General features: G+C 72.4%; 20 protein-coding genes. 2 read left to right on the top strand and 18 right to left on the bottom strand.

Translation table 11 applies throughout. The features are described from left to right. Window positions 1–10 precede the first annotated feature (10 nt). From ACH5AF_RS27390 to ACH5AF_RS27360, 7 genes are all read right to left on the bottom strand, one after another. Complete coding sequence (locus ACH5AF_RS27390) at window positions 11–1,177, bottom strand: acyltransferase (RefSeq protein ID WP_398905164.1); 1,167 nt, start codon at window positions 1,175–1,177, stop codon at window positions 11–13. Next, window positions 1,170–2,138 carry an alpha/beta hydrolase gene (locus ACH5AF_RS27385; protein ID WP_398905162.1) on the bottom strand — a complete coding sequence of 323 codons (969 nt, stop codon included), beginning with the start codon at window positions 2,136–2,138 and terminating at the stop codon, window positions 1,170–1,172. The genes ACH5AF_RS27390 and ACH5AF_RS27385 overlap by 8 nt, the downstream gene beginning before the upstream one ends. Window positions 2,139–2,367: 229 nt before the next feature. After that, a complete protein-coding gene (locus tag ACH5AF_RS27380; protein WP_398905160.1) occupies window positions 2,368–3,189 on the bottom strand; it encodes an SDR family oxidoreductase in 822 nt (273 codons plus the stop codon). Window positions 3,190–3,246: 57 nt separating this feature from the next. Further along, the gene (locus ACH5AF_RS27375; protein WP_398905158.1) at window positions 3,247–4,116 is read right to left on the bottom strand and encodes an alpha/beta hydrolase family protein; all 870 of its coding nucleotides are present in this window, start codon (window positions 4,114–4,116) and stop codon (window positions 3,247–3,249) included. Window positions 4,117–4,465: 349 nt separating this feature from the next. Beyond that, entirely contained in the window at window positions 4,466–5,659 is a 1,194-nt protein-coding gene (gene kynU, locus ACH5AF_RS27370) for a kynureninase (RefSeq protein ID WP_398905156.1), read from the bottom strand. Further along, entirely contained in the window at window positions 5,652–6,473 is an 822-nt protein-coding gene (locus ACH5AF_RS27365; RefSeq protein ID WP_398905155.1) for a tryptophan 2,3-dioxygenase family protein, read from the bottom strand. The genes kynU and ACH5AF_RS27365 overlap by 8 nt, the downstream gene beginning before the upstream one ends. 88 nt (window positions 6,474–6,561) lie before the next feature. Continuing rightward, window positions 6,562–7,491, bottom strand: coding sequence for a DUF3152 domain-containing protein (locus ACH5AF_RS27360; protein WP_398905154.1), 930 nt, complete (start codon window positions 7,489–7,491; stop codon window positions 6,562–6,564). 338 nt (window positions 7,492–7,829) lie between these two features. Between ACH5AF_RS27360 and ACH5AF_RS27355 the strand changes: the two genes are divergently transcribed. After that, window positions 7,830–8,249 (top strand): DUF3151 domain-containing protein, encoded by a 420-nt coding sequence (locus ACH5AF_RS27355; RefSeq protein WP_398905152.1) that lies wholly within the window; start codon window positions 7,830–7,832, stop codon window positions 8,247–8,249. A 451-nt stretch (window positions 8,250–8,700) separates the two neighbouring features. Here ACH5AF_RS27355 and ACH5AF_RS27350 read toward each other — a convergent pair whose 3' ends face one another. The 9 genes from ACH5AF_RS27350 to ACH5AF_RS27310 form a co-directional block, all read right to left on the bottom strand. Then, window positions 8,701–10,155 (bottom strand): MFS transporter, encoded by a 1,455-nt coding sequence (locus tag ACH5AF_RS27350; RefSeq protein ID WP_398905150.1) that lies wholly within the window; start codon window positions 10,153–10,155, stop codon window positions 8,701–8,703. 43 nt (window positions 10,156–10,198) lie between these two features. Then, on the bottom strand, window positions 10,199–10,534 hold the full coding sequence (locus ACH5AF_RS27345; RefSeq protein ID WP_398905148.1) for a helix-turn-helix transcriptional regulator: 336 nt from the start codon (window positions 10,532–10,534) through the stop codon (window positions 10,199–10,201). 18 nt (window positions 10,535–10,552) lie between these two features. After that, window positions 10,553–10,747, bottom strand: coding sequence for a hypothetical protein (locus ACH5AF_RS27340; RefSeq protein WP_398905147.1), 195 nt, complete (start codon window positions 10,745–10,747; stop codon window positions 10,553–10,555). A gap of 150 nt (window positions 10,748–10,897) precedes the next feature. Next, on the bottom strand, window positions 10,898–11,920 hold the full coding sequence (gene fbaA / locus ACH5AF_RS27335; protein WP_398905144.1) for a class II fructose-bisphosphate aldolase: 1,023 nt from the start codon (window positions 11,918–11,920) through the stop codon (window positions 10,898–10,900). Window positions 11,921–12,130: 210 nt separating this feature from the next. Continuing rightward, a complete protein-coding gene (pyrE, locus tag ACH5AF_RS27330; protein ID WP_398905142.1) occupies window positions 12,131–12,670 on the bottom strand; it encodes an orotate phosphoribosyltransferase in 540 nt (179 codons plus the stop codon). 154 nt (window positions 12,671–12,824) lie between these two features. Further along, a complete protein-coding gene (locus ACH5AF_RS27325; RefSeq protein WP_398905139.1) occupies window positions 12,825–13,616 on the bottom strand; it encodes an aldose 1-epimerase in 792 nt (263 codons plus the stop codon). Between the two features lie 19 nt (window positions 13,617–13,635). Further along, the gene (locus tag ACH5AF_RS27320; protein ID WP_398905137.1) at window positions 13,636–14,733 is read right to left on the bottom strand and encodes an SRPBCC domain-containing protein; all 1,098 of its coding nucleotides are present in this window, start codon (window positions 14,731–14,733) and stop codon (window positions 13,636–13,638) included. Window positions 14,734–14,850: 117 nt separating this feature from the next. Then, a complete protein-coding gene (locus ACH5AF_RS27315) occupies window positions 14,851–16,434 on the bottom strand; it encodes a polyamine aminopropyltransferase (protein WP_398905135.1) in 1,584 nt (527 codons plus the stop codon). Window positions 16,435–16,487: 53 nt separating this feature from the next. Next, entirely contained in the window at window positions 16,488–17,036 is a 549-nt protein-coding gene (locus ACH5AF_RS27310) for a DUF2617 family protein (RefSeq protein WP_398905134.1), read from the bottom strand. Window positions 17,037–17,865: 829 nt separating this feature from the next. On the opposite strand from ACH5AF_RS27310, the gene ACH5AF_RS27305 reads away from it, so the two are divergent. Beyond that, window positions 17,866–19,053, top strand: coding sequence for a pyridoxal phosphate-dependent aminotransferase (locus tag ACH5AF_RS27305; protein ID WP_398905132.1), 1,188 nt, complete (start codon window positions 17,866–17,868; stop codon window positions 19,051–19,053). A 17-nt stretch (window positions 19,054–19,070) separates the two neighbouring features. On the opposite strand, the gene ACH5AF_RS27300 is transcribed toward ACH5AF_RS27305, so the two are convergent. Next, window positions 19,071–19,421, bottom strand: coding sequence for a hypothetical protein (locus tag ACH5AF_RS27300; RefSeq protein WP_398905130.1), 351 nt, complete (start codon window positions 19,419–19,421; stop codon window positions 19,071–19,073). Then, complete coding sequence (locus ACH5AF_RS27295; protein WP_398905128.1) at window positions 19,418–19,903, bottom strand: prevent-host-death family protein; 486 nt, start codon at window positions 19,901–19,903, stop codon at window positions 19,418–19,420. The genes ACH5AF_RS27300 and ACH5AF_RS27295 overlap by 4 nt, the downstream gene beginning before the upstream one ends. Between the last annotated feature and the right edge of the window lie 38 nt (window positions 19,904–19,941).

Here is a 19,941-nt window from a genome sequence, read left to right as displayed (position 1 = left end):
ACGCCCCACCCTAGACACTGCCGTGCACCTCCGCCGCCGCGTCCCGGTCCGGGCAATGGGCCCGCACCACGCGGCCCCCGCCCTTCGGACGGCCGTGTTCGTACGGGAGGAAGGCCGACCGGCACACCAGCAGGGCGAGCGCGAACACCGGGAGCCAGGCGAGCCGGGCGAGCACCCATGCGCCGTCGTGGGGAACGGTGTGCAGTCCGGGCAGCCGCCCGATGAGCAGCCCGGTGGCCGTGACCGCCATCAACGCCGTCTGGTGCCACAGGAAGACGGTCATCGCGCAGAGGTTGAGCAGGGCGACGGCCGCCCAGGCGACGGGCCTCGCCAGCGCGCGGCGCAGCGGGCCGAGCAGCAGCAGGGCCGCACCGCACTGGGCGAGGCCGAAGGTGACGGCGGCGAGCGTCGGTGGGTTGAGGTTGGAGACGGGCTCGCCCGGCACGCCGACCATGGACGCCGGGTATCCGGCCCACGCGACGAGCGCGGCCGTGGCCGCCGTACCGCCCACCAGCAGCGCCAGGCGCACGCCCTTGCCGGGCTCCCCGCGGGCCCAGGCCGTGCCGAGGCAGTAGGGCACGAGCCAGCCCGCCGCGATGTTGATCCAGCCCAGCGATTCGGGTGCGCCGAAGCCGAAGCGGAACAGATCCACATGCAGCACGACGGCCAGGGGCCACAGCGGATGCAGGCGGGCGACGAGCGGGGTCGCGGCGGTCAGGACGGCGAACACCAGCAGGAACCACAGCGGTGACAGGGCGAGGGTGAGCAGGGTGCGCACCGTCTGCGGCCCCGTCCCGGCGGCCATCGTGCCCGCGGACACGGCGGTCCACAGCACGAGGACGACGAGCACCGGACGGAACAGGCGGGCGAGCCGGGAGCGCAGCCAGGCGAGATGTCCGCCGGGGTACGAGTCGCGGCTGCGGGCGGCGGTGTACCCGCCGACGAGGAAGAAGACGGACAGGGTCTGGAAGACCCAGGAGACGGGGGCGAGTTCGGGCAGGTGCTGGAGAGGGGACGCGGCGTGCAGCGTCCCGCCGTCCGCGACGAGCGCGGTGACCAGCCAGTGCCCCAGGACGACGCCGGTGATGGCGAGGGCGCGCAGGGCGTCCACGGCCCGGTCCCTGCCGGGCGGGGTCGCGGCGTCGATCCGGCGGACGAGGGCGCGCGGGTCAGGCACGGGACACCGCCGCCGTGCGTCCGGCCGCGATCAGCGCGAGGTTGCGCAGCGCCGTGGAACCGGGCCGCAGGTAGTCGCCGTGGCCGCCGCCGCCCGCGTCGAAGACCCGGGCGCCGAACCCGTCGGCGAGGGGATCCGTACCGAAGCCGACCTCGGTGCCGAGGAGTTCGAGCCGTGCGTGCGGGACGTCGGCGATCCAGTCGTCGCCGCCGCGCCCGGCCCAGACGGTGGCGCGGGTGCCCAGGTCGGCGGCGGAGTCGGCGCCGGTGCCGGGGCTGCCGAAGAGGACGATGTCGGACACGCGGGCGCCGTCCAGGCGGTGGGCGGCGCGGGCGCAGACGACGGAGCCGTAGGAGTGGCACAGGAGCGAGAACCCGGCGCTCTCCTTGGCCGCACGCAACTCCCTTGTGAACACGTCCAGTCCATGCGCCGCTTCGTCGGCGCGCGTACTGGTCAGGACGTCGGTGCCCACGGTCCTCGGGGTTTCGTAGCCGAGCCAGGCGACGACCGCGGTACGGTCCGCGCCGGCGCCGCGCAACGCTCGGTGGAGTGCGGCGGCGCCCGCGCGGAAACGTTCGTAGGTGTCGAGATGGGTGTCCGAGCCGGGCACGAGGACGGTGATCCGGTCGGCACGGGCGAGGTCCCCGAACACCTCGGCGGTGCGACCGCCGTCGCGCCCGTCGAAGGTGAGGAACTGCCGCCCGTCCGCCGCCATCCGTCGCAGCGCGCGGGCCCGGCCGTGGTCACCGTGGCCGTCCGCGACGCGGGCCGCGGCGCGGATACCGGCCCGTGTGGCGGCGTAACGGGTGTCCAGCGCGGGCAGTTCGGCGGCCGAGAGCGGTGCGAGGGCGACCGGCTCCGGCGCGGGCACGGCGGACGGCCGCGCCGCGGCCGACACCGGGAAGGCCACCGCCGCGGCGACGAGCGCGGCGAGCAGGGTGCGGGGCAGGCGGGACGCCATGGGGGTTCCTTCCGGTCCGGATCGCTGTGTCCGGAACGGACGTTAGGAATCGGACCCCCTGACGGGCGTCCCGCCAGGGACCTCACTTGGCGCGTAGCTCCCAGGTATGACGGGTAGCGCGTCGCGCTGCTCAGGCCCGGAAGGCGTCCGCGCGTCGCGCTGCTCAGGCCCGGAAGGCGTCCGCGCGTCGCGCTGCTCAGGCCCGGAAGGCGTCCGCGCGTCGCGCGGCTCAGGCCCGGAAGGCGTCCGCGTGTTCCGCGGCCCACGCGGCGAACGTCCTGGCCGCCCGTCCCGTCACCTTCTCTACGGTGTCGACGACGGTACGGCCCGCCGGCGGGGTGTTCCCGTACGCCTCCAGCAGGAAGCCGATCACGTCCTCGCCCAGACCGGACGCGCGCCACTGCCCGACGGCCTCCTCCTCGGTCAGCTCGACGAGCCGGATCGTCCGTCCGCGTGCGGCGGCCAGCGTCTCCGTCTTGTCCCTGAGGGTCATCACCTCAGGTCCGGTGATCACGTACTCCTGCCCGCCGTGGCCGTCCTCGGTCAGGGCAACGGCCGCGACCGCGCCGATGTCGCCCTCGTGGACCATGGCGCTGAGCCGGTCGGTGAACGGCTCGCGCACCTCGTCCGCAGTGCGGACGCCGTCCGCCCATTCCAGGGCGTTGGCCATGAACTCGACCGGCATCAGCACGGTCCACGGGATGTCACCGGCCCGCACCACGTCCTCCAGCAGGCTGGGGCCCCCACCGTGCAGGACGGTGATCCGCCGTACGCCGGCCTCGCGGGCCAGCCCGAGGATGCGCGGGCCGGTCTCCAGCGGGGCGAAGTACGGCCCGCCGAAGGTGATCAGATGCAGGCCGGTCACGCCCTCCAGGGCGGCGGCGAGTGTCCCCGGGTCGGTGAGGTCGCCCTGGACGACCTCCACCTCGGGCGGGAAGACGGCCTTGGCGGCGTCGCGGGTCAGGGCGCGGACGGAGTGTCCACGGCGCAGCAGTTCGGCGACCACCTGGCGGCCGACGGTTCCGGTTGCTCCGGTCACGAGATTCGTCATGGGAAGAACGTAGGAAGACTTGCGGTCAGCTTCTGTCCGCAAGCCCTTGAGCCTTTGTCACCAGGCGAGTTGGGCGATCTCCTCGGCGACGACGGCGCAGGCGTCCGCGGCCGGGTCGATGAGCGGGAAGTGGCCGACCTCCTCCAGCAGGGTCAGCCCGACCGTCTCGCCCGCCTTCGCCGCCGCGTCGACGAACGCCTCGCTCACCGCTTGCGGCACGACGATGTCGGTACGGCCCTGGACGACGACGGTCGCGATGCCCGTGGGCAGCAGCACGGCCGGATCGGTGTGTGCGGCCCGCTGCTCGTACTCCCGCTCCGCGCCCAGCAGTTGGCGCACCGCGCCGTCGCACACGTCGAGGCCCACGGCATGGGCGAAGTCCGCGATCGGGGCGAGCGCGACGACGCCGCGCAGCGGGGGCGGGGCCGGCAGCCGCCAGGGGGATCCGGTGGGCAGGACGTGCCGGGCGGCCGCCCACAGCGCGAGATGCCCGCCTGCGGAGTGCCCGGTGACGACGGTGCGCCGCGGGTCGGCCTGCGGCAGGGCCCGGCGCGCCAGGTCCGGCAGTGCGTCCAGGGCGGCGGCGACGTCGTCGAACGTCTCCGGCCACCGCCCCGCGACCGGCCCCGTCCCGCGCTGCTGCGGGATCTCCCGCCCGCGCCGGTACTCGACGTTGGCGACGGCGAGCCCGCGGCGGGCGAGAAAGTCCGCGAACGGGGTGACGTGCTGCCGGTCGTACGGAGCCCGCCAGGCCCCGCCGTGCAGCAGCACCACGAGCGGCACGTCGGCCCGGTTGCCGCGGGGCGCGTAGAAGTCGACGACCTGATCGGGATGCTCCCCGTAGGCGGCGGAGGCGTCCGGCGCGACGGCAGGATGCGAGAAGGCCGACGCTTCCTCGGCGGCGTCACGGGCGACGGGGTCCGGCATGTGCTGCTCCAACAGTCCCGCGGTGGCGTACTGACCAGCGCGGACGCTACCAGCTCCGGGGGTTCGGGGCCCGCCCGTTGACCCCGGCGCCGCAACCGCCCCCTACGGGCCTGGCGGCCGTGCGTGGGGCTCCCTCCGGCGAAGCCAGGGGGAGTGCCCCCAGCGGCGGGATATCGCTGCGCGAAACCCGCACGGTCGGAGTCCCGTTCCGGCGTCCCACCCCCGTCCTCAATCTCCCCCTACGGCCTGGCGGCCGAGGGGGCGATTGAGGACACCGTGCGAAGCGGTACGGGTCCGGGCTTGGCGCGGCACAGCCCCGAACTGGGCCCGGGAACGGCTCCCCCGGCCCTCAGCCCCGGAGTACCTCCGACAGCATGCGCGCCGCCCGCTCCGCGTCCCCGAAGCCCACGTACAGCGGCGTGAAGCCGAACCGCAGCACGTCCGGGCGGCGCAGGTCACCGATCACGCCCCGGGTGATCAACTCCCGCATCACCCGCGGCGCGTCCTCGCAGCGCAGCGCGACCTGGCTGCCCCGATCCGCGTGCGCGGAAGGGGTCAGCGACGTCACCGACCCGGCCGGGACGTACGCATCGACGCACTCCAGGAAGAAGTCCGTCAGCGCCAGGCTCTTGGCCCGTACCGCGTCGATCGAGATCCCGTCCCAGACATCGAGCGACGCCTCCAGCGCCAGCATGGACAGGATGTCGGGGGTGCCGACCCGGCCCCGGACCGCGCCGGGCGCGGCCTCGTAGCCGAGGGTCATCGCGAACGGGTCCGTGTGCGAGTTCCACCCCGGCAGCGGCGAGTCGAACGCGGCCTGGTGGCGCTGCGCCACGTACAGGTACGCCGGTGAACCTGGCCCGCCGTTCAGGTACTTGTACGTGCAGCCGACCGCCAGGTCCACGCCGTTCTCGTCCAGCCCCACCGGCAGCGCTCCCGCGCTGTGGCACAGGTCCCAGACCGCGAGCGCGCCCGCCTCGTGGACCGCCGACGTCAGCGCCGGCAGGTCGTGGAGCCGACCCGAGCGATAGTCGACGTGATTGACGAGCGCGACCGCCGTCGTCGGTCCGAGGGCCGCGGGCAGGTCCGCGGGGTCCAGGAACACAGCCTGCTTCCCGGTCATCCGGGCGGCGGACTCGGCGATGTACCCGTCCGTGGGGAACGTGCTGGCGTCCACCAGGACGTCCGTACGCGCCGGATCGTCCACCAGGCGCACCGCGCCGACAACCGCCTTGAAGACGTTGACACTTGTGGAGTCACCGACGATCACCTGGCCCGGCGCCGCGCCCACCAGCGGCGCGATCCGGTCGCCGATCCGCTCAGGAGCCGTCCACCAGCCGCTCTCGTCCCACGAACGGATGCGCAGCTCGCCCCACTGCCGCGTCACCACATCCGCGACGCGCGAGGGCACATGCGCGGGCAGCGCGCCCAGCGAGTTGCCGTCCAGGTACACGGCGTCGTCCAGGGCGAACAGCTTTCGCGCACCGGCGAGTTCGTCTGCGGCGTCCAGCGCCGCGGCCTTCCCGGCCAGGAACTCAGACATGGCTGCGCGCCGTCCACAGCTCCGGGAAGACGTTCTTGCGGGCCCGCTTCTCCAGCCAGGAGACGCCGGCCGAACCGCCCGTGCCGACCTTCGAGCCCATCGCCCGCCGCGTCGCCACCAGGTGGTCGTTGCGCCATCGCCACACCAGCTCGCCGACATCGGTGAGCGCCTCGCCGAGGCGCACCAGCTCGGAGTCCTGATCCTCGGCGGCGTACAGCTCGGCCCACGCCCGCTCGACCTGCTCGGACGGCTCGTACTTCTGCGACAGGTCCCGCTCCAGCACCTCTGCCGGTATCGCGTACCCGCGCCGTGCCAGCAGCCTGAGCACCTCGTCGTAGAGGCTCGGTTCGTACAGCGCCTTCTCCAGCTCCGCGTGCACCCGCGGCGCGCCGCGGTGCGGCACCAGCATCGACGCCGACTTCTCGCCGAGCAGGAACTCCATGCGCCGGTACATCGCCGACTGGAAGCCGGAGCCCTCGCCGAGCGCGTCGCGGTAGGCGTTGAACTGCGCGGGGGTCAGATTGGCGATCGGCCGCCAGGAGGCGTTGAGCGCCTCCAGTTCCCGTACGGAGCGCTTCAGCGCGTCCATCGCCACGGGAATGCGGTCCTCGCGCAGCGCACGCGCCGCGGTCTCCCATTCGTGCACGACGACGGTGAACCACAGCTCCATGACCTGCGTCGTGACCAGGAAGACCATCTCACCCGGGTCGTCCGAGCGGGGGTGCTGGAGGTGGGTGAGGACGTCCGCCTGGACGTAGTCCTCGTACGGAGTGGTGCCCGCGAAGTCCAGATTCGGGGCGGCGTCATGTGACATCGCTGTCTCCTCGACGAATCCAGGTAGCGGTCCGCCCCTTCCTGTATCGGTGTGGGCCCCGGTCCCCACCGGCATCATAGGACGATGTTCACGCGGGTGGGCCGGTGAGATACGTCCCGTCCTCGTCGTAGGGCCAGGCGTTGGAAACGCAGCCGTTCAGCCCCTTGATCTGCTGCATCATCACCGGCGCGGGGCGGCCGGGGCCCGGGCAGCCCATATGTCGGCGGATGCCGATCTCGTGCCCGACCTCGTGGTTGATGATCAGGTGCCGGTACTCGGCGGGCGTCCCGGCGAACGTCGGTGAGCCCAGCATCCATCGCTTGAGGTTGACCACGACGCCCTCGGCGGTCTCGCAGTTCAGCTCGCCGCGGGTGTTCAGGCCCTGGGCGAGGCAGAGCCGGTCGGCGGTGACCGGGGTGGCGATCCTGATGACGAAGTCGGCGCTGGAGGAGACGAGCTGGAACCGGCCGCGGCCGTGGGCGGCCCAGCCCTGCGGGTGGGCGAGTATGTCCTCGATCTCGGCCGCGACCTGCCGTGCGGACAGGTCGATGCCGTCCTCGACCTCGACCTTGAAGCGGCGCAGGGTGCCGGCGCCGGTGCCGGTCGCCGCGCCGGTCGCCTGCGCCACGGTGAAGGTGCCCCTGCCGGACGCGGGCACCTTCGGCGGTCCGCTCGCCGGTGTGGACGCCTTGGGCGACGCGGACACGGTGGGGCGAGGCGACGCGGATGCGGATGCGGATGCGGATGCGGACGGCTCGGGGTCCGGGTCGGGTTCGGGCGAGGCCTCGGGGGACATCAGCGGCTGCACGCGGGGCGTGGCGGCCGGGGCGGCGGACCCGGCGGCGGCCTGGCCGCTGCGCCAGTGGGCGAGGGCGGCGCCGCCGCCGACGGACAGGAGCCCGACGAGGAGGCCGAGCACGAGGAGCGGAGCGAGCGGACGGCGGGGTGCCCGACTGCGGCGGGACGGGGCCCCGCGGCCACGCCCACGTCGTCGTCCGCTGGCGGCGCGCTTGCCCACGACAGACTTCTCCCCTGGTTCGGCCGGTGCCCGGGGGGAGAGGTGTGGGCCTCTGCTCCGGCGATGTACATGAGCTGCGCACGGGTAAATCGACGGCGCGTGCGACCGTACCCGGCCACCGGACGGTGTTCCCCAGGACGGACCTGGTCCCCCGGGGCCCCTCCCCGGGACGGGAGACGCCGCCTACGACGCCGCGGTTCCTTGCCGGGGCCGGGTGCTGGGGGCCGACGGTCCATGCCCCTGCCCGGCGGTGCGCCTGGCGAAGTGACCGAGACCACGCGCCGGCGGTCCACCAGCGGTCCCGGTCCGGTGCGGTGCGCCGGTGGCAGACTTCAGCCATGAACCTTCACGAGAACCTGCTCGGCGGACCGCCCCCGACCCATCTGCCGGAGAACGAAGAGGCTTACCGGATGCTCGCGGAGCAGTCCGCGGCGCCCACCGAGGTCGCCGCCGCGCACCCGACGTTCTCCCTCGCCTGGGCCATGCTGGCCGACGACGCCTTCGAGGCCGGTCGTGTGGTGGAGTCGTACGCGTACGCCCGGACGGGGTACCACCGCGGGCTCGACGCCCTGCGCCGCTCGGGGTGGAAGGGCCATGGCCCCATTCCCTTCAACCACCGCGCCAACCGCGGTTTCCTGCGCTGCCTGGCCGCACTGGCGCGGGCCGCCGACGCCATCAAGGAGACGGAGGAGGCGGAGCGCTGCTGGCAGTTCCTCAAGGACAGCAGCGAAGAGGCCCACGCGGAACTGAAGCGCTGACCCAGCCGGCCGGGCATTTCCGCCGCCGGCGCTTGAGGGGCGTATCCGGCCCCGCCGTCGTTTGAGGAGGCGGGGCCCGCCCCCGCCGACGCCCGAGGGCACGGGCACATCCGGCCCCGCCGGCGCCTGAGGGGGCGGACTTATCCAACCCCGCCGACGCATGAGGCCCCGGGTCCGGGGCGGAGCCCCGACAGGCACACGAGCCGCCCCGACCCCGCCGACGCCCGAGGGCACGGGCAACCCGCCCCGCCGACGTCTCAGGGAGCGGGCAACCCGCCCCGCCAGCGCTTGAGGGGGTGGACTTATCCAGCCCCACCGGCGTTTGAGGCACGGGGTCCGGGCGGAGCCCCGACAGAGGCACGGGGTCCGGGCGGAGCCCCTACAGAGGCGCGGGGTCCGGGGCGGAGCCCCGACACGGAGCCCCGACAGGACGCGGGCCCCGCGGGACCGCTCACGCGGCGGACCCGTCCTCCCCCGCCGCCCTCGGCTCCAGCGGCGGAGCCGACACGCCGCAGTTGATCCGGCACTCCGGGTGGGAGCGTTCCGCCGGGGGCGGGGTGCGGACGGTCGCCCAGGCGATCACCGCACCCGCCACCAGCACCCCCGCACACATCGGGATCGCCCGGCGGAACGTCTCCCCGAACTCCTCCGCCGAGCGGTACGCCTCCGGCCCCATGCCCGCCAGCAGCGGCAGCGCCGCCACCGCGAGCAGACCGGCCGCGCGGGCCGCCGCGTTGTTGATGCCGCTCGCGACGCCGGCCCGGCCGGTGTCCACGGCCGCCAGCACGGTCGCGGTGAGCGGGGCGACGAGGGTCACCATGCCCAGGCCCATGACCAGCATCGCGGGCAGGACGTCCCTGACGTAGGAGGCGCCCTCGCCAACCCGCAGCATCAGCATCGTCCCGGCGGCGCACAGCAGCGGTCCGACGGTCAGCGGGATGCGCGGGCCGATCCGTTCGCCGATCTCCCCCGACTTCGCTGACAGCAAGAGCATCAGCACGGTGGTCGGCAGCAGCGCCGTCCCCGCGCCCAGCGCCGAGTACCCGGCGACGACCTGGAGCTGCAGCGCGACGAGGAAGAAGAAGCCGCCGAACGCCGCGTACACGCACAGCGTCACCAGGTTGACCGCCGTGAACTGCCGCAGCGCGAAGATCGACAGCGGCAGCATCGGCTCGGGCCGCCGCCGCTCGACGAGGACGAAGAACACACCCACGAGCACGCCGACGAGCCCCGGCCACACCGTCGCGTCGATGAGGGCGTACGTCACCAGGCCCAGCGCCGCCGCGCCGAGCACCGCGCCCAGAACGTCGAAGCGGCCCGCCGCCCGCGGGTCGCGCGACTCGGGGACGTGCCGCAGCGCCACGGGCACGCACAACGCGGCCAGCGGCACGTTGAGGAGGAACACCCAGCGCCAGCCGGGCCCGTCGGCGAGCCAGCCGCCGACGAACGGCCCGACCGCCGCAGCGACGCCGCCGAGCCCCGACCACAGCCCCACCGCGCGGGCCCGGTCGTCGGGATGGAAGCTCCCCTGGATCAGCGCCAGCGACCCCGGGGTGAGCAGCGCGCCGCCGACGCCCTGCAAGGCGCGGGCGGCGACCAGTACGCCACCGTTCGGCGCGAGTCCGCACAGCAGCGAGCCGATCGCGAACCAGACCACTCCGAGCAGGAAGATCCGGCGTCTGCCGTAGCGGTCGCCGAGCGCCCCGCCGAGCAGGATGAGCGCGGCCAGCGTGAGCATGTAGGCGTTGACGGTCCACTGCAGGACGGCCAGGTCGGCGTCGAGGTCCCTGCCGATGTGGGGCAGGGCGACGTTGACGACGGTCGAGTCGAGCAGGGCCATGCCGGACCCGAGAACGGTGGCGAGCACCACCCACCGCCCCTGGGCCGTGGACAGCCTGATCTCCATACGGGCATCCTTCCGGCCCCGGCGGCGGCGGGCTAGTCCAGGGCTAGTCCAGAAACTCGGATTTGGCCAGGAGACAGGCGAGGTGGGCCCGGCTCCGGCTGCCGAACTCGGCCACCTTCTTGGTGTGGGTGGCGACCGTTCGGGGGCTCATGCCGAGCCGGCTCGCGATGGCGGCGTCCATGTGCCCCTCGACCATCAGCCGCAGCACGGTGCGGCGCTCTTCGTCGGTCAGGGGGGCCGGCCGGGCGTCGGACGCGCCGTGGTGGACGGGCTCGGCTCGCGCCCAGGCGTGGTCGAAGACACCGGCGAGGAAGCGTGCGATCCCCGAGCGTTCGATCAGCAGGGCGTGGCGGGTGGGCGAGTAGCGCTGATCGCGCACGACGGCGACGGTCCGGTCTCAGATGATCACGCGGTCGAAGGGCTCGTCGAGGGTGCGGAACCGGCCGCCCGCCGCGTGGGCCCGCGCCATGAAGTCGAGCATCGGGCGGTGGGTGCGTACGGAGTGCTGGTCGTGGGTGCGGTAGTGGCCCCCCCGGCCGATCGGGGCAGCATCCGCCGGCGGTGTCATGGCGAGCCGGGCCGGATCGCCCACCCCGGCGGCCGGGCGCTGACGTCCCGTACGACCCGTACGAAACCGACGCGTACGAGAAGGGTCCGGCACCGCATCCGGTGCCGGACCCTTCCCCACAGCCTTACGTGGCTCACAGCCTTACGTGGCCCTGAGCCTTACCGGGCCTGGGACCTACTTGATCCTGGTGCTCGTGGAGCGCAGCGCCGAGCACGCCTCGACCACGCGCTGGGCCATGCCCGCCTCGGCCAGCTTGCCCCAGCTGCGCGGGTCGTAGGCCTTCTTGTTGCCGACCTCGCCGTCGACCTTCAGGACGCCGTCGTAGTTGCGGAACATGTGGTCCACGACGGGGCGCGTGAAGGCGTACTGGGTGTCGGTGTCGAGGTTCATCTTCACGACGCCGTTCTCCAGCGCGGTGCTGATCTCCTCGGCCGTGGAGCCGGAACCGCCGTGGAAGACGAAGTCGAACGGCTCGTTCGTGCCGTACTTCTCGCCGACGCCCTGCTGGAGGTCCTTGAGCAGCTCGGGGCGGAGCACCACGTTGCCCGGCTTGTAGACGCCGTGCACATTGCCGAAGGAGGCGGCCAGCAGGTAGCGGCCCTTCTCGCCCAGGCCGAGCGCCTCGGCGGTACGCAGCGCGTCGTCGACGGTGGTGTACAGCTCGTCGTTGATCTCGTGCGAGACGCCGTCCTCCTCGCCACCGGTCGGGGTGATCTCGACCTCAAGGATGATCTTGGCGGCGGCGGCCTGCGCCAGCAGCTCCTGGCCGATGGCCAGGTTGTCGGCGAGTGTCTCGGCGGAGCCGTCCCACATGTGGGACTGGAAGAGGGGGTTGCGGCCGGCCTTCACGCGCTCGGCGGAGATGTCGAGCAGCGGACGTACGTAGCCGTCGAGCTTGTCCTTGGGGCAGTGGTCCGTGTGCAGCGCGACGGTGATGTCGTACTTGGCGGCGACGATGTGCGCGAACTCGGCCAGGGCGACAGCGCCGGTGACCATGTCCTTGTTGTGCTGGCCACCCAGGAACTCGGCTCCGCCGGTGGAAATCTGGATGATGCCGTCGCTCTCGGCCTCCGCGAAGCCACGCAGGGCAGCGTGCAGGGTCTGGGACGAGGTCACATTGATGGCGGGGTAGGCGAACTTGCCTGCCTTCGCCCGGTCGAGCATCTCGTTGTAGACCTCGGGAGTCGCGATGGGCATGTGTCCGCTCCTTGTGATGTGCGGGTATGTGGTGCTGGCCCTGACCTGGGGGCGACGTCATCGTCGCGGCCTATCTTTCCAGACTCTTCCCCCGGCTCCACAGTGCCCGCCGTGCCCGGATGCGCCAAGGGCGTCCTGTTTCACGTGAAACAGGACGCCCTTGACCATCAGCCCAGGTCAGCGGCCAGACCAGGTGGTCGGCAGGGACCTTTAGGCAAGGCCGAGCTCTTCGAGGGAGTACGCGTTGACGTACGGCAGCCCCGCCGCGGCGATCTTCGGAGCGGCACCGCGCTCGACGATCACGGCGACGGCCACGACCTGGCCGCCCGCCTCCCGTACCGCCTCGACAGCCGTCAGCGGGGAGCCGCCGGTGGTGGAGACGTCCTCGACGATCAGGCAGCGGCGGCCCTTCACATCGGTGCCCTCGATCCGGCGCTGCATACCGTGCGCCTTGCCGGCCTTGCGGACGACAAAGGCGTCGAGCCGCTGACCGCGCGCGGCAGAGGCGTGCAGCATCGAGGTCGCCACCGGGTCCGCGCCCAGGGTGAGACCGCCGACGCAGTCGTAGTCGATGTGGGCGGTGGCATCGAGCATGACTTGGCCGACCATCGGCGCGGCCTCGCCGTCGAGCGTGATCCGGCGCAGATCGATGTACCAGTCGGCCTCGATACCCGAGGAGAGGGTCACCTTGCCGTGCACGACGGCCTTGTCCTTGATCTGCTGGAGCAGCTCTGCACGTACATCAGTCATGCCCATGAGCTTAGGGCCTTATCTACCTGGCGCCTTTGTCCGCCCGGTGCCGTCTACTCGGCCGTCGTACGCCCGGTGCCGTCCGCTCGGCGTCGCCCCGTCACAGCAGCCCCCTCACAGCAGCCCGCTCACAGCCGCGCTCACAGCAGCCCGCTCACAGCCGGCGCCAGGTCCAGGTCGTCGCGATCTCCAGCGGATCGATCGGGGTCACGAACCGGGGGTGGGTGTTCAGACCGTTCGGCGGGCCGGACTGCGGCTCCACACAGACGGCCTCGGCCTGCTCGTCGTAGATGACCACCCACTTGGCACGGGAGGCGACCGTCAGTTCCAGCTGCCCGGGCCAGGTCAAGCTGACCGACACGCCGTCGGGCATGCCGAAGCAGTCGTCCCAGGGGCCGGGGAGCGGGTCGATGCGGCGGCCCGTCGGCAGGTGGTCCTCGCCGCGCTCCTCCTGCCACGCCGGCGTGAAGTCGATGCGGACGTCCTCGCCGCCGATGTTGCGCAGGAACCATGGGTGCCAGCCGGCCTGTGCGGGGAACGAAGTGCCGTAGGTCTCCACCCCCAGCGCGACCGTCAGCGAGTCCTCCGTCAGCTCGAACGTCTGCGTGACCCGGCCGGTGTAAGGCCAGGGCTCGGCGAGGTCGTAGGTGAACGCGGCCTCGCTCTTGCCCGCCGTGGCGGTGCGCCAGGCGGTGTCGCGGCCGGTGCCGTGGATGGCGTGCGGGGCCGCGTTGAGCGGGAGTTGATGGACGATGTCCCCGTTGCGGAACTGCCCGTTCTTGGTGCGGCCGCACCAGGGGACCATGGGGAACATGCCGTACCGCTCGCCCTGGCGCAGCACCTCGGTGCCGCTGATGCGCAGGCTTCCGATACGGCAGCCGTTGTCCGGACGCACGGTCAACTCGGCGTCGCCTGCGCCCAGCCGGACGCTCTCTTCGCTACTCACACGACGACACTAGCCCGCACTACCTACGGCGGCGCAGCACACGGCCGATGACGACCGCAGAGGCGACCGCGAGCGCCGCGGCGGGCGCGATCCATCGCAGGGTGGCGCCGGAACCGGCCGCGTCGGGACCCGGGGTGGGGGCGTAACGGCCGCGCGGCGGCGCGTGGTCGACCTCTTCGGCGCTCCGGCCGATCATCGTGCGCCGCGCATGGGCGGCCTCGGCGGTCGGCTCCCCGGGCATGCCCGACAGCTCGTCGAGACCTTCGATGTCGTCGAGAGCGTCCAGGTCCTCGACGTCGTCCAGATCGTCGAGGTCGTCGTCCTTGTCGTTGTCGGAGGCGTCGAGACCGGCGAACTCCTCCTCGGCGGCGGGGCCGAGAGACGGCGGGGGCACGGGTGCGTCGAAGACGGAGGGGGCCTGGTCGCCGGGCGCGGCGGAGTCGGGCGAACCCGGCGCCTCCACGTCGTCGGCCTCCACCGGGGCGGTGCCGGCAGCGGACACGTCGGCGGCATCGGAAGCGGACGCGTCGGCGTGGGAGGCATCGGAAGCGGAGGCGGACGCGTCGGCGTCGGCGGAAGCGGACGTGTCGGCGGCCGAACTCCCAGGCCGGTCCCCCTCGTTCGAGGCGTCCTCCGAGGCCTTGCCCGAGGCATCGTCCGACGTCTCCTGCGACGACACGGGCGTGACGTCGAAGGCAGTCGCCGCCAGCGCCTCCGCGAACCGGTCCAGCAGACGATGGGCGGCGGACGTGCGCCCGGACGCCTCGATGTCCGCGAGCCGGCCGTCGGCCGTCGACGAGCCGCTGAACGTCAGCGTCGTACCGCCGTCGGTCGGCTCCGGGCCGATCGTCAGCGCGATCTTCACCGAGCCACTGCCGCGCGCCTCCACGCCCTCGCCCTCCACCACGAAGGTGCGGCCCTGCTCCACGAGACGCAGGGTGCCGCGGTAGGTGATGGTGTGGCTGCCGACGCGGACCTTGAGTCTGCCGGAGAGCGGTGCCGCCGATGCGTCGGCATCCTGTTGGAGCCCCGGAATGCAGCGGGCGACCTGGGCGGGATCCCTCAGCACCTGTCGAAGGGTCTCAGCCGGAACCGGAACGAACACCTCATGCTCCATGGAACCCGAGCCTACTCAGCCGGGCGCGCCACGTCTGCCTCCGCGCGCGAGATCCCCCGGCACGGTGCCCGTCGTACGAACCTTCGCGCTGCCCTTCCGCCAGGGGTGGGGCGCCGATCAGCGGGAGTAGCGCGGGTGCACCAACGTCGACGGTTCGAGACCGGGCACCCGCGTGCGTTCGGCCGCGCGCCCGTAGGCGGCGAGTTCGTCCACGAGCGGCGACCGCAGGGGCGGCACGCCGTCGTCCAGGGCGAGATGCGGGACGCGGCCCGCCGAGGCGAGCAGGAATCCCCGGCCGCCTCTGGCCTCGTCACCGCTGCCGGACCGGTCGCCGCCGCCGCCCGGATCACGGTCGAGGTAGGCGGTGGTGGAGAACCCGGCCGCCCGCAGTGTCGCGTCGACGGTCCAGTACGTACGCGGACGGGCCGCGGGCCCCGCGTGGACGGCCAGGCGTCCGCCCGGCGCGAGGACCCGGCGGACGAGTCCGTAGAACTCCAGCGAGTACAGCTTGGTGGCGTCGGTGACCCCGGGGTCGGGCAGGTCCGAGACGATCACGTCGTACCGCCCCCGGTGCGCGAGGCGCAGCCAGGAGAAGGCGTCCGCCGTGACCACGCGCAGGCCGGGGTCGTCGTAGACATGGCGGTTGAGCGCGGTGAGCGCCGGCTCCGTGCGGGCGATCCGTACGAGCCCTGGGTCCAGTTCGACGACGGTCACCGAGTCGACGTCCCCGTAGCCCAGCGCCTCGCGCGCGGCGAGGCCGTCGCCGCCGCCGAGGATCAGCACCCGCGCGTGCGGCCCGTTCATGGCGGGGTGGACGAGCGCCTCGTGGTAACGGTGCTCGTCGCGGCCGCGCAGCGTCAGCCGCCCGTCGATGAAGAGGTCGGGCGCCTGGGACGGCCGGCCGGTGAGGACGATCTCCTGCACGCCGGTGTGCACGGCCACCCGCACCTGGTCGCCGTACAGCGCCCTGCGCGCGGCCCGCTCGAAGTCGCCGACGAGCGCGGTCGCGAGGGCGAGCAGGGCGAGCACCACCCCGTTGAGCACCAGCAGCCGCCGCCGCCAGCGTGCCGACATCTCCCCCCGGAACAGCCACAGCACCAGCACGGAGCCCGCCACCCCGTTGACGCAGCCGGTCACCAGCCCGCCCGTCAGTTCACCCAGCCAGGGCAGCAGCAGGAAAGGGAAGGCGAGTCCACCGACCAGCGCGCCCACGTAGTCGGCGGCGAACAGGTCGGCGACGGTACCCTCCGCGTCCCGGCGCGAGACGCGCTGGATCAGGGCCATCAACAGAGGTAACTCCGCGCCGATCAGCACCCCGATCGCGAGGGAGAACGCCACCAGCGCGACGCGGGAGCCGCCCATCCAGGCGAAGGCCGCGTACAGCACCATCGCCGAGGTGCCGCCGACCAGCGCGAGCACCGCCTCCAGCACGCCGAAGCCGACCGCCGCGCGGCAGCGGAGCCGTTTGGCGAGCAGCGAGCCCACGCCCATCGCGAAGACCATGACGGACAGTACGACGGACGCCTGGGTGACGGAGTCGTCGATCAAGTACGCGGCGAGCGCGACCAGTTCGAGCTCGTAGACCAGTCCGCAGGCGGCGCAGACGAAGGCCGCGAGCAGGACGAGACCGCGGCCGGCGTCCGGGCGCACGGGCAGCACCACCGTGTCGGGGGGCAAGGACGCGAGCTGCCGATCGACCATTCTCGTAACGCTACGTCTCGGGCCGCGCACCGCTTGTCACCCAAAGGTGTTGACTACCGTGCGGCACGCTCTGGGCGGCGCTCCGTGCGCTGGCCGTGGTGCAACGCACCGACCCGCGTACGTGTGACCACGAGGCGGCCCTCCTGCGGGTAGGCGTGCCAGGTGCGCCAGCGCACCTGCCCCTCACCGCGCTGGGCGAGCATCGCGGTGAAGGCGTGCGGCGAGCCGGGGAAGGTGCCCGCGAGACCGTGGGGGTGGTCGGCCACCAGCGCGAGCAGCTCCTGGGCACGGCCGGCGAACGACTGACGCGACAGCGTCTCGACCCGCGCGGCGAACTCGTACTCCCAGTCGCCGAGCCGCTTGGCCACGCCGAGGGGCAGCGGCGTACTGCTGCCCGGAATGCAGGCGACGGTCTCCGAACAGGCGCCGTGCTCCTGGTCGAGGAGCACTTGGTGGGACGCCCCGAGGAGCCTCAACTGCAATTTGGCGCCCGACAGTTCGAGGTCGAGAACTGCGAGGGCTGGCAGCGGCCCCCGGCCCAGCGCCCAGGCGAGGTCGTCGGCACGGGTGTCGGTATAGGCGGTATCGATGGTCGTGAGCATGGGTCGGCTCCGCATACGCGCTTCGGCGGGTGGACACGTGGACCTGGCGCCCCGACGACGGGGCGCACGACATGGGGGGTGGCCTGCTCGGGTCCACAGGAGGTCCGAGGGCTGGATGGATCCAACAGGTTCCATGTGGAGGGAATCACGAACTACGCGTCAACCGCAGCGTTTTTACCCAACTTGCTATGGTTTCCATCCCCTAGGGGGCCAAGCGGTTCACCTGTTCAACGAAAAGCGGGGCGCGATGGGTACGTGAAGTGCCGTCCGATCAGAAGCACTTGCCCACCGCCGCACCAACCTGAAGGCACCCGGCGGGAGTTCACCCGCCGGGCACCTTCACCGGTCGCGGACCAGCTGCCCCGTGTCAGCTGCCTCCGCCACATCCACCGCCGCCGCCGCATGAGGACGAGCCGCCCCCGCACGACGAGGAGCTGCCGCCGTCACCGGCCGCCCACCAGCTGTTCGAACCGCTGTTGCCGGCGCCGCTCCGGCGCCGCCCGCCGCTGCCGGCCTTCCCCGAGCTCCTGCCGGACATCACCAGCGCGAGACCGACGATCGCCACGATGATCACTGCACCGAAAACCGCCATCACTTCCACCGTCCCTGCTCGTTCCCCCGGTGGGGGTACCTCCCAGGCCGAAGGCTCTGGGGGAGAGTCCCCCGCGACGCTGCGCGACCGCTTCCCCGTGGTCTTTCCTGTGGCACTGAGGCGCTCACCCGTGGTCCTGTCCGTGGCGCCCATCTGCCGTGACAGGGAGATGCCCCCGCCCTCACGGACCCAAAGCAGACTTGAGCAAGTCCAGAGGTTCGGCCCAGGATGGCGCCCATGACAGGACGCGAAGCGGGATCACGACCGCTGCTCAACCGCCGGCTGGCCGAGTTCGGCACGACGATCTTCGCCGAGATGTCCGCCCTGGCGGCACGGACCGGGTCGATCAACCTGGGCCAGGGCTTCCCCGACACCGACGGTCCCGAGGAGGTCAGGGAGGCGGCGGTGCGGGCGCTGCGCGACGGCCGCGGCAACCAGTACCCGCCCGGCCCCGGCGTGCCCGAGCTGCGCACGGCGGTCGCCGACCACCAGCGCCGCCGCTACGGGCTCGTCCACGACCCCGACACCGAGGTCCTGGTCACCGCGGGCGCCACCGAGGCGATCGCGGCCGCGCTGCTCGCCCTCGTGGAGCCGGGCGACGAGGTGATCGCCCTGGAGCCGTACTACGACTCGTACGCCGCGTGCATCGCCATGGCAGGCGGTACGCGGGTGCCCGTGACGCTGCGCCCGCACGACGGCGCTTACCGGCTCGACCTCGACGAACTGCGTGACGCGGTGACCTCCCGCACCCGGCTGATCCTGCTCAACACGCCGCACAACCCCACCGGCACGGTCCTGACCCGCGACGAACTCGCGGCGATCGCGGCCCTCGCCGTGGAACGGGACCTGCTGGTGGTGACCGACGAGGTGTACGAGCACCTCGTCTTCGACGGCGAGCATGTGCCGCTCGCGTCGTTCCCGGGGATGCGTGGGCGCACGGTCACGATCTCCAGTGCGGGAAAGACGTTCTCCTTCACCGGCTGGAAGGTCGGCTGGGTGACGGCGGCACCCGAGCTGGTGAGCGCGGTCCGCTCGGCGAAGCAGTTCCTGACGTACGTGTCGGCGGGGCCCTTCCAGTACGCGGTCGCGGAGGCGCTGCGGCTTCCGGACACGTACTTCGACGGCCTGCGCGCCGATCTGCACGCCAAACGTGATCTGCTGAGCACGGGGCTCGCGGCCGCCGGTTTCACGGTGTACCGCCCGGCCGGGACGTACTTCGTGACGACCGACATCCGCCCGCTCGGCGAGGCGGACGGCTTCGCGTTCTGCCGGTCGCTGCCCGAGCGGTGCGGGGTCGTGGCCATCCCCAACGCGGTCTTCTACGACCACCGCGACCAGGGCGCCCCGTTCGTGCGGTTCGCCTTCTGCAAGCGGACAGGCGTACTGGAGGAGGCCGCGCGCCGCCTCAAGACACTGGGCGCATAGGGCCCTGGGCCGCTGGGCTATTCAGTGTCCTTCGGGTGTCGCGGGGAGGCGTACACCAGGATCACAGTCGAGGTGTCCAGGCTGACCAGGTACCGAACCCGGCCGCCGCTGGTGATCTCGTACTCCCACTGCTCCAGCTCGGAGCCCTTCCATTCCCTGGTGGCATGCCTGCCGCGGAGATGGTGCTGACGGTTCCAGTCAGCCCGCGACAGCGGGTCCGTGCGAAGGGCTTCCAGGCAGCGATGCGCGTTCGGCAACGCCACCCGGCACAGCTCCTCCCAACCGGTCGCGGCCTCCGCCGTCCCGTGGATGACGTTCCAGCCACTCAGCGGAGGGACGCTGACCCGATCGCCTTTCTTCGGGCTCACCCGTGCACCTCGACCGGGCCGAGGTCGACGTCACCGAGCGGACGGAGTGCTTCCCTGAGCTGGTCAGGGTCAGCGTTGATGCGGGCAGTTGCCCGCCACGAGACGATCGCTCGGTGCACAGCCTCCCTGGCACCCAGCTCAGCGGCGTCGGACAGCGCGTCCAGGAGCTCGACGGTGAATTCCCGGACTTCTTCGTCGTCCAGGTGACGCACCCACGGGAACACATCAGGCAGCGCGAGCAGAAGCGACCTGGCGCCACCGTCCTGCTTCATCAGGGCAAGGAACAGCCGGGACGCCGTGGTCAGGTTCTCCTCGCTGCGCTCTGCGTGTATGGCCGTGGTCAGCACCATGTCGGGCGCGTCTCGGTGCGTGACACGCAGACACCCCAGGGCTGCGGCCCTCGCGGCGACCGCCTTCGGGTTCCGGGACAGATCGGTGAACGAGACGGATTCCGATTCGGATACGGAGTGCACGATGCTCATACTCAGACTGTACTCCGACTATACTCTGATTTCTATGC

This window comes from Streptomyces sp. NPDC018833, assembly GCF_044390825.1.
Taxonomy (GTDB): Bacteria; Actinomycetota; Actinomycetes; order Streptomycetales; family Streptomycetaceae; genus Streptomyces.
The sequence above is the reverse complement of the archived record's forward strand: the minus strand, read 5'-3'. Positions and strand labels throughout refer to the sequence as shown.

Excerpts from the sequence above, each read along its gene's own strand:
- ACH5AF_RS27320 (WP_398905137.1), bottom strand. The coding sequence starts at position 14,733 with ATGGAGCATGAGGTGTTCGTTCCGGTTCCGGCTGAGACCCTTCGACAG.
- ACH5AF_RS27385 (WP_398905162.1), bottom strand. The coding sequence starts at position 2,138 with ATGGCGTCCCGCCTGCCCCGCACCCTGCTCGCCGCGCTCGTCGCCGCG.
- fbaA (WP_398905144.1), bottom strand. The coding sequence starts at position 11,920 with ATGCCCATCGCGACTCCCGAGGTCTACAACGAGATGCTCGACCGGGCG.
- ACH5AF_RS27310 (WP_398905134.1), bottom strand. The coding sequence starts at position 17,036 with ATGCTCACGACCATCGATACCGCCTATACCGACACCCGTGCCGACGAC.
- pyrE (WP_398905142.1), bottom strand. The coding sequence starts at position 12,670 with ATGACTGATGTACGTGCAGAGCTGCTCCAGCAGATCAAGGACAAGGCC.
- kynU (WP_398905156.1), bottom strand. The coding sequence starts at position 5,659 with ATGTCTGAGTTCCTGGCCGGGAAGGCCGCGGCGCTGGACGCCGCAGAC.
- ACH5AF_RS27365 (WP_398905155.1), bottom strand. The coding sequence starts at position 6,473 with ATGTCACATGACGCCGCCCCGAATCTGGACTTCGCGGGCACCACTCCG.
- ACH5AF_RS27380 (WP_398905160.1), bottom strand. The coding sequence starts at position 3,189 with ATGACGAATCTCGTGACCGGAGCAACCGGAACCGTCGGCCGCCAGGTG.
- ACH5AF_RS27305 (WP_398905132.1), top strand. The coding sequence starts at position 17,866 with ATGACAGGACGCGAAGCGGGATCACGACCGCTGCTCAACCGCCGGCTG.
- ACH5AF_RS27350 (WP_398905150.1), bottom strand. The coding sequence starts at position 10,155 with ATGGAGATCAGGCTGTCCACGGCCCAGGGGCGGTGGGTGGTGCTCGCC.
- ACH5AF_RS27295 (WP_398905128.1), bottom strand. The coding sequence starts at position 19,903 with ATGAGCATCGTGCACTCCGTATCCGAATCGGAATCCGTCTCGTTCACC.
- ACH5AF_RS27375 (WP_398905158.1), bottom strand. The coding sequence starts at position 4,116 with ATGCCGGACCCCGTCGCCCGTGACGCCGCCGAGGAAGCGTCGGCCTTC.
- ACH5AF_RS27355 (WP_398905152.1), top strand. The coding sequence starts at position 7,830 with ATGAACCTTCACGAGAACCTGCTCGGCGGACCGCCCCCGACCCATCTG.
- ACH5AF_RS27315 (WP_398905135.1), bottom strand. The coding sequence starts at position 16,434 with ATGGTCGATCGGCAGCTCGCGTCCTTGCCCCCCGACACGGTGGTGCTG.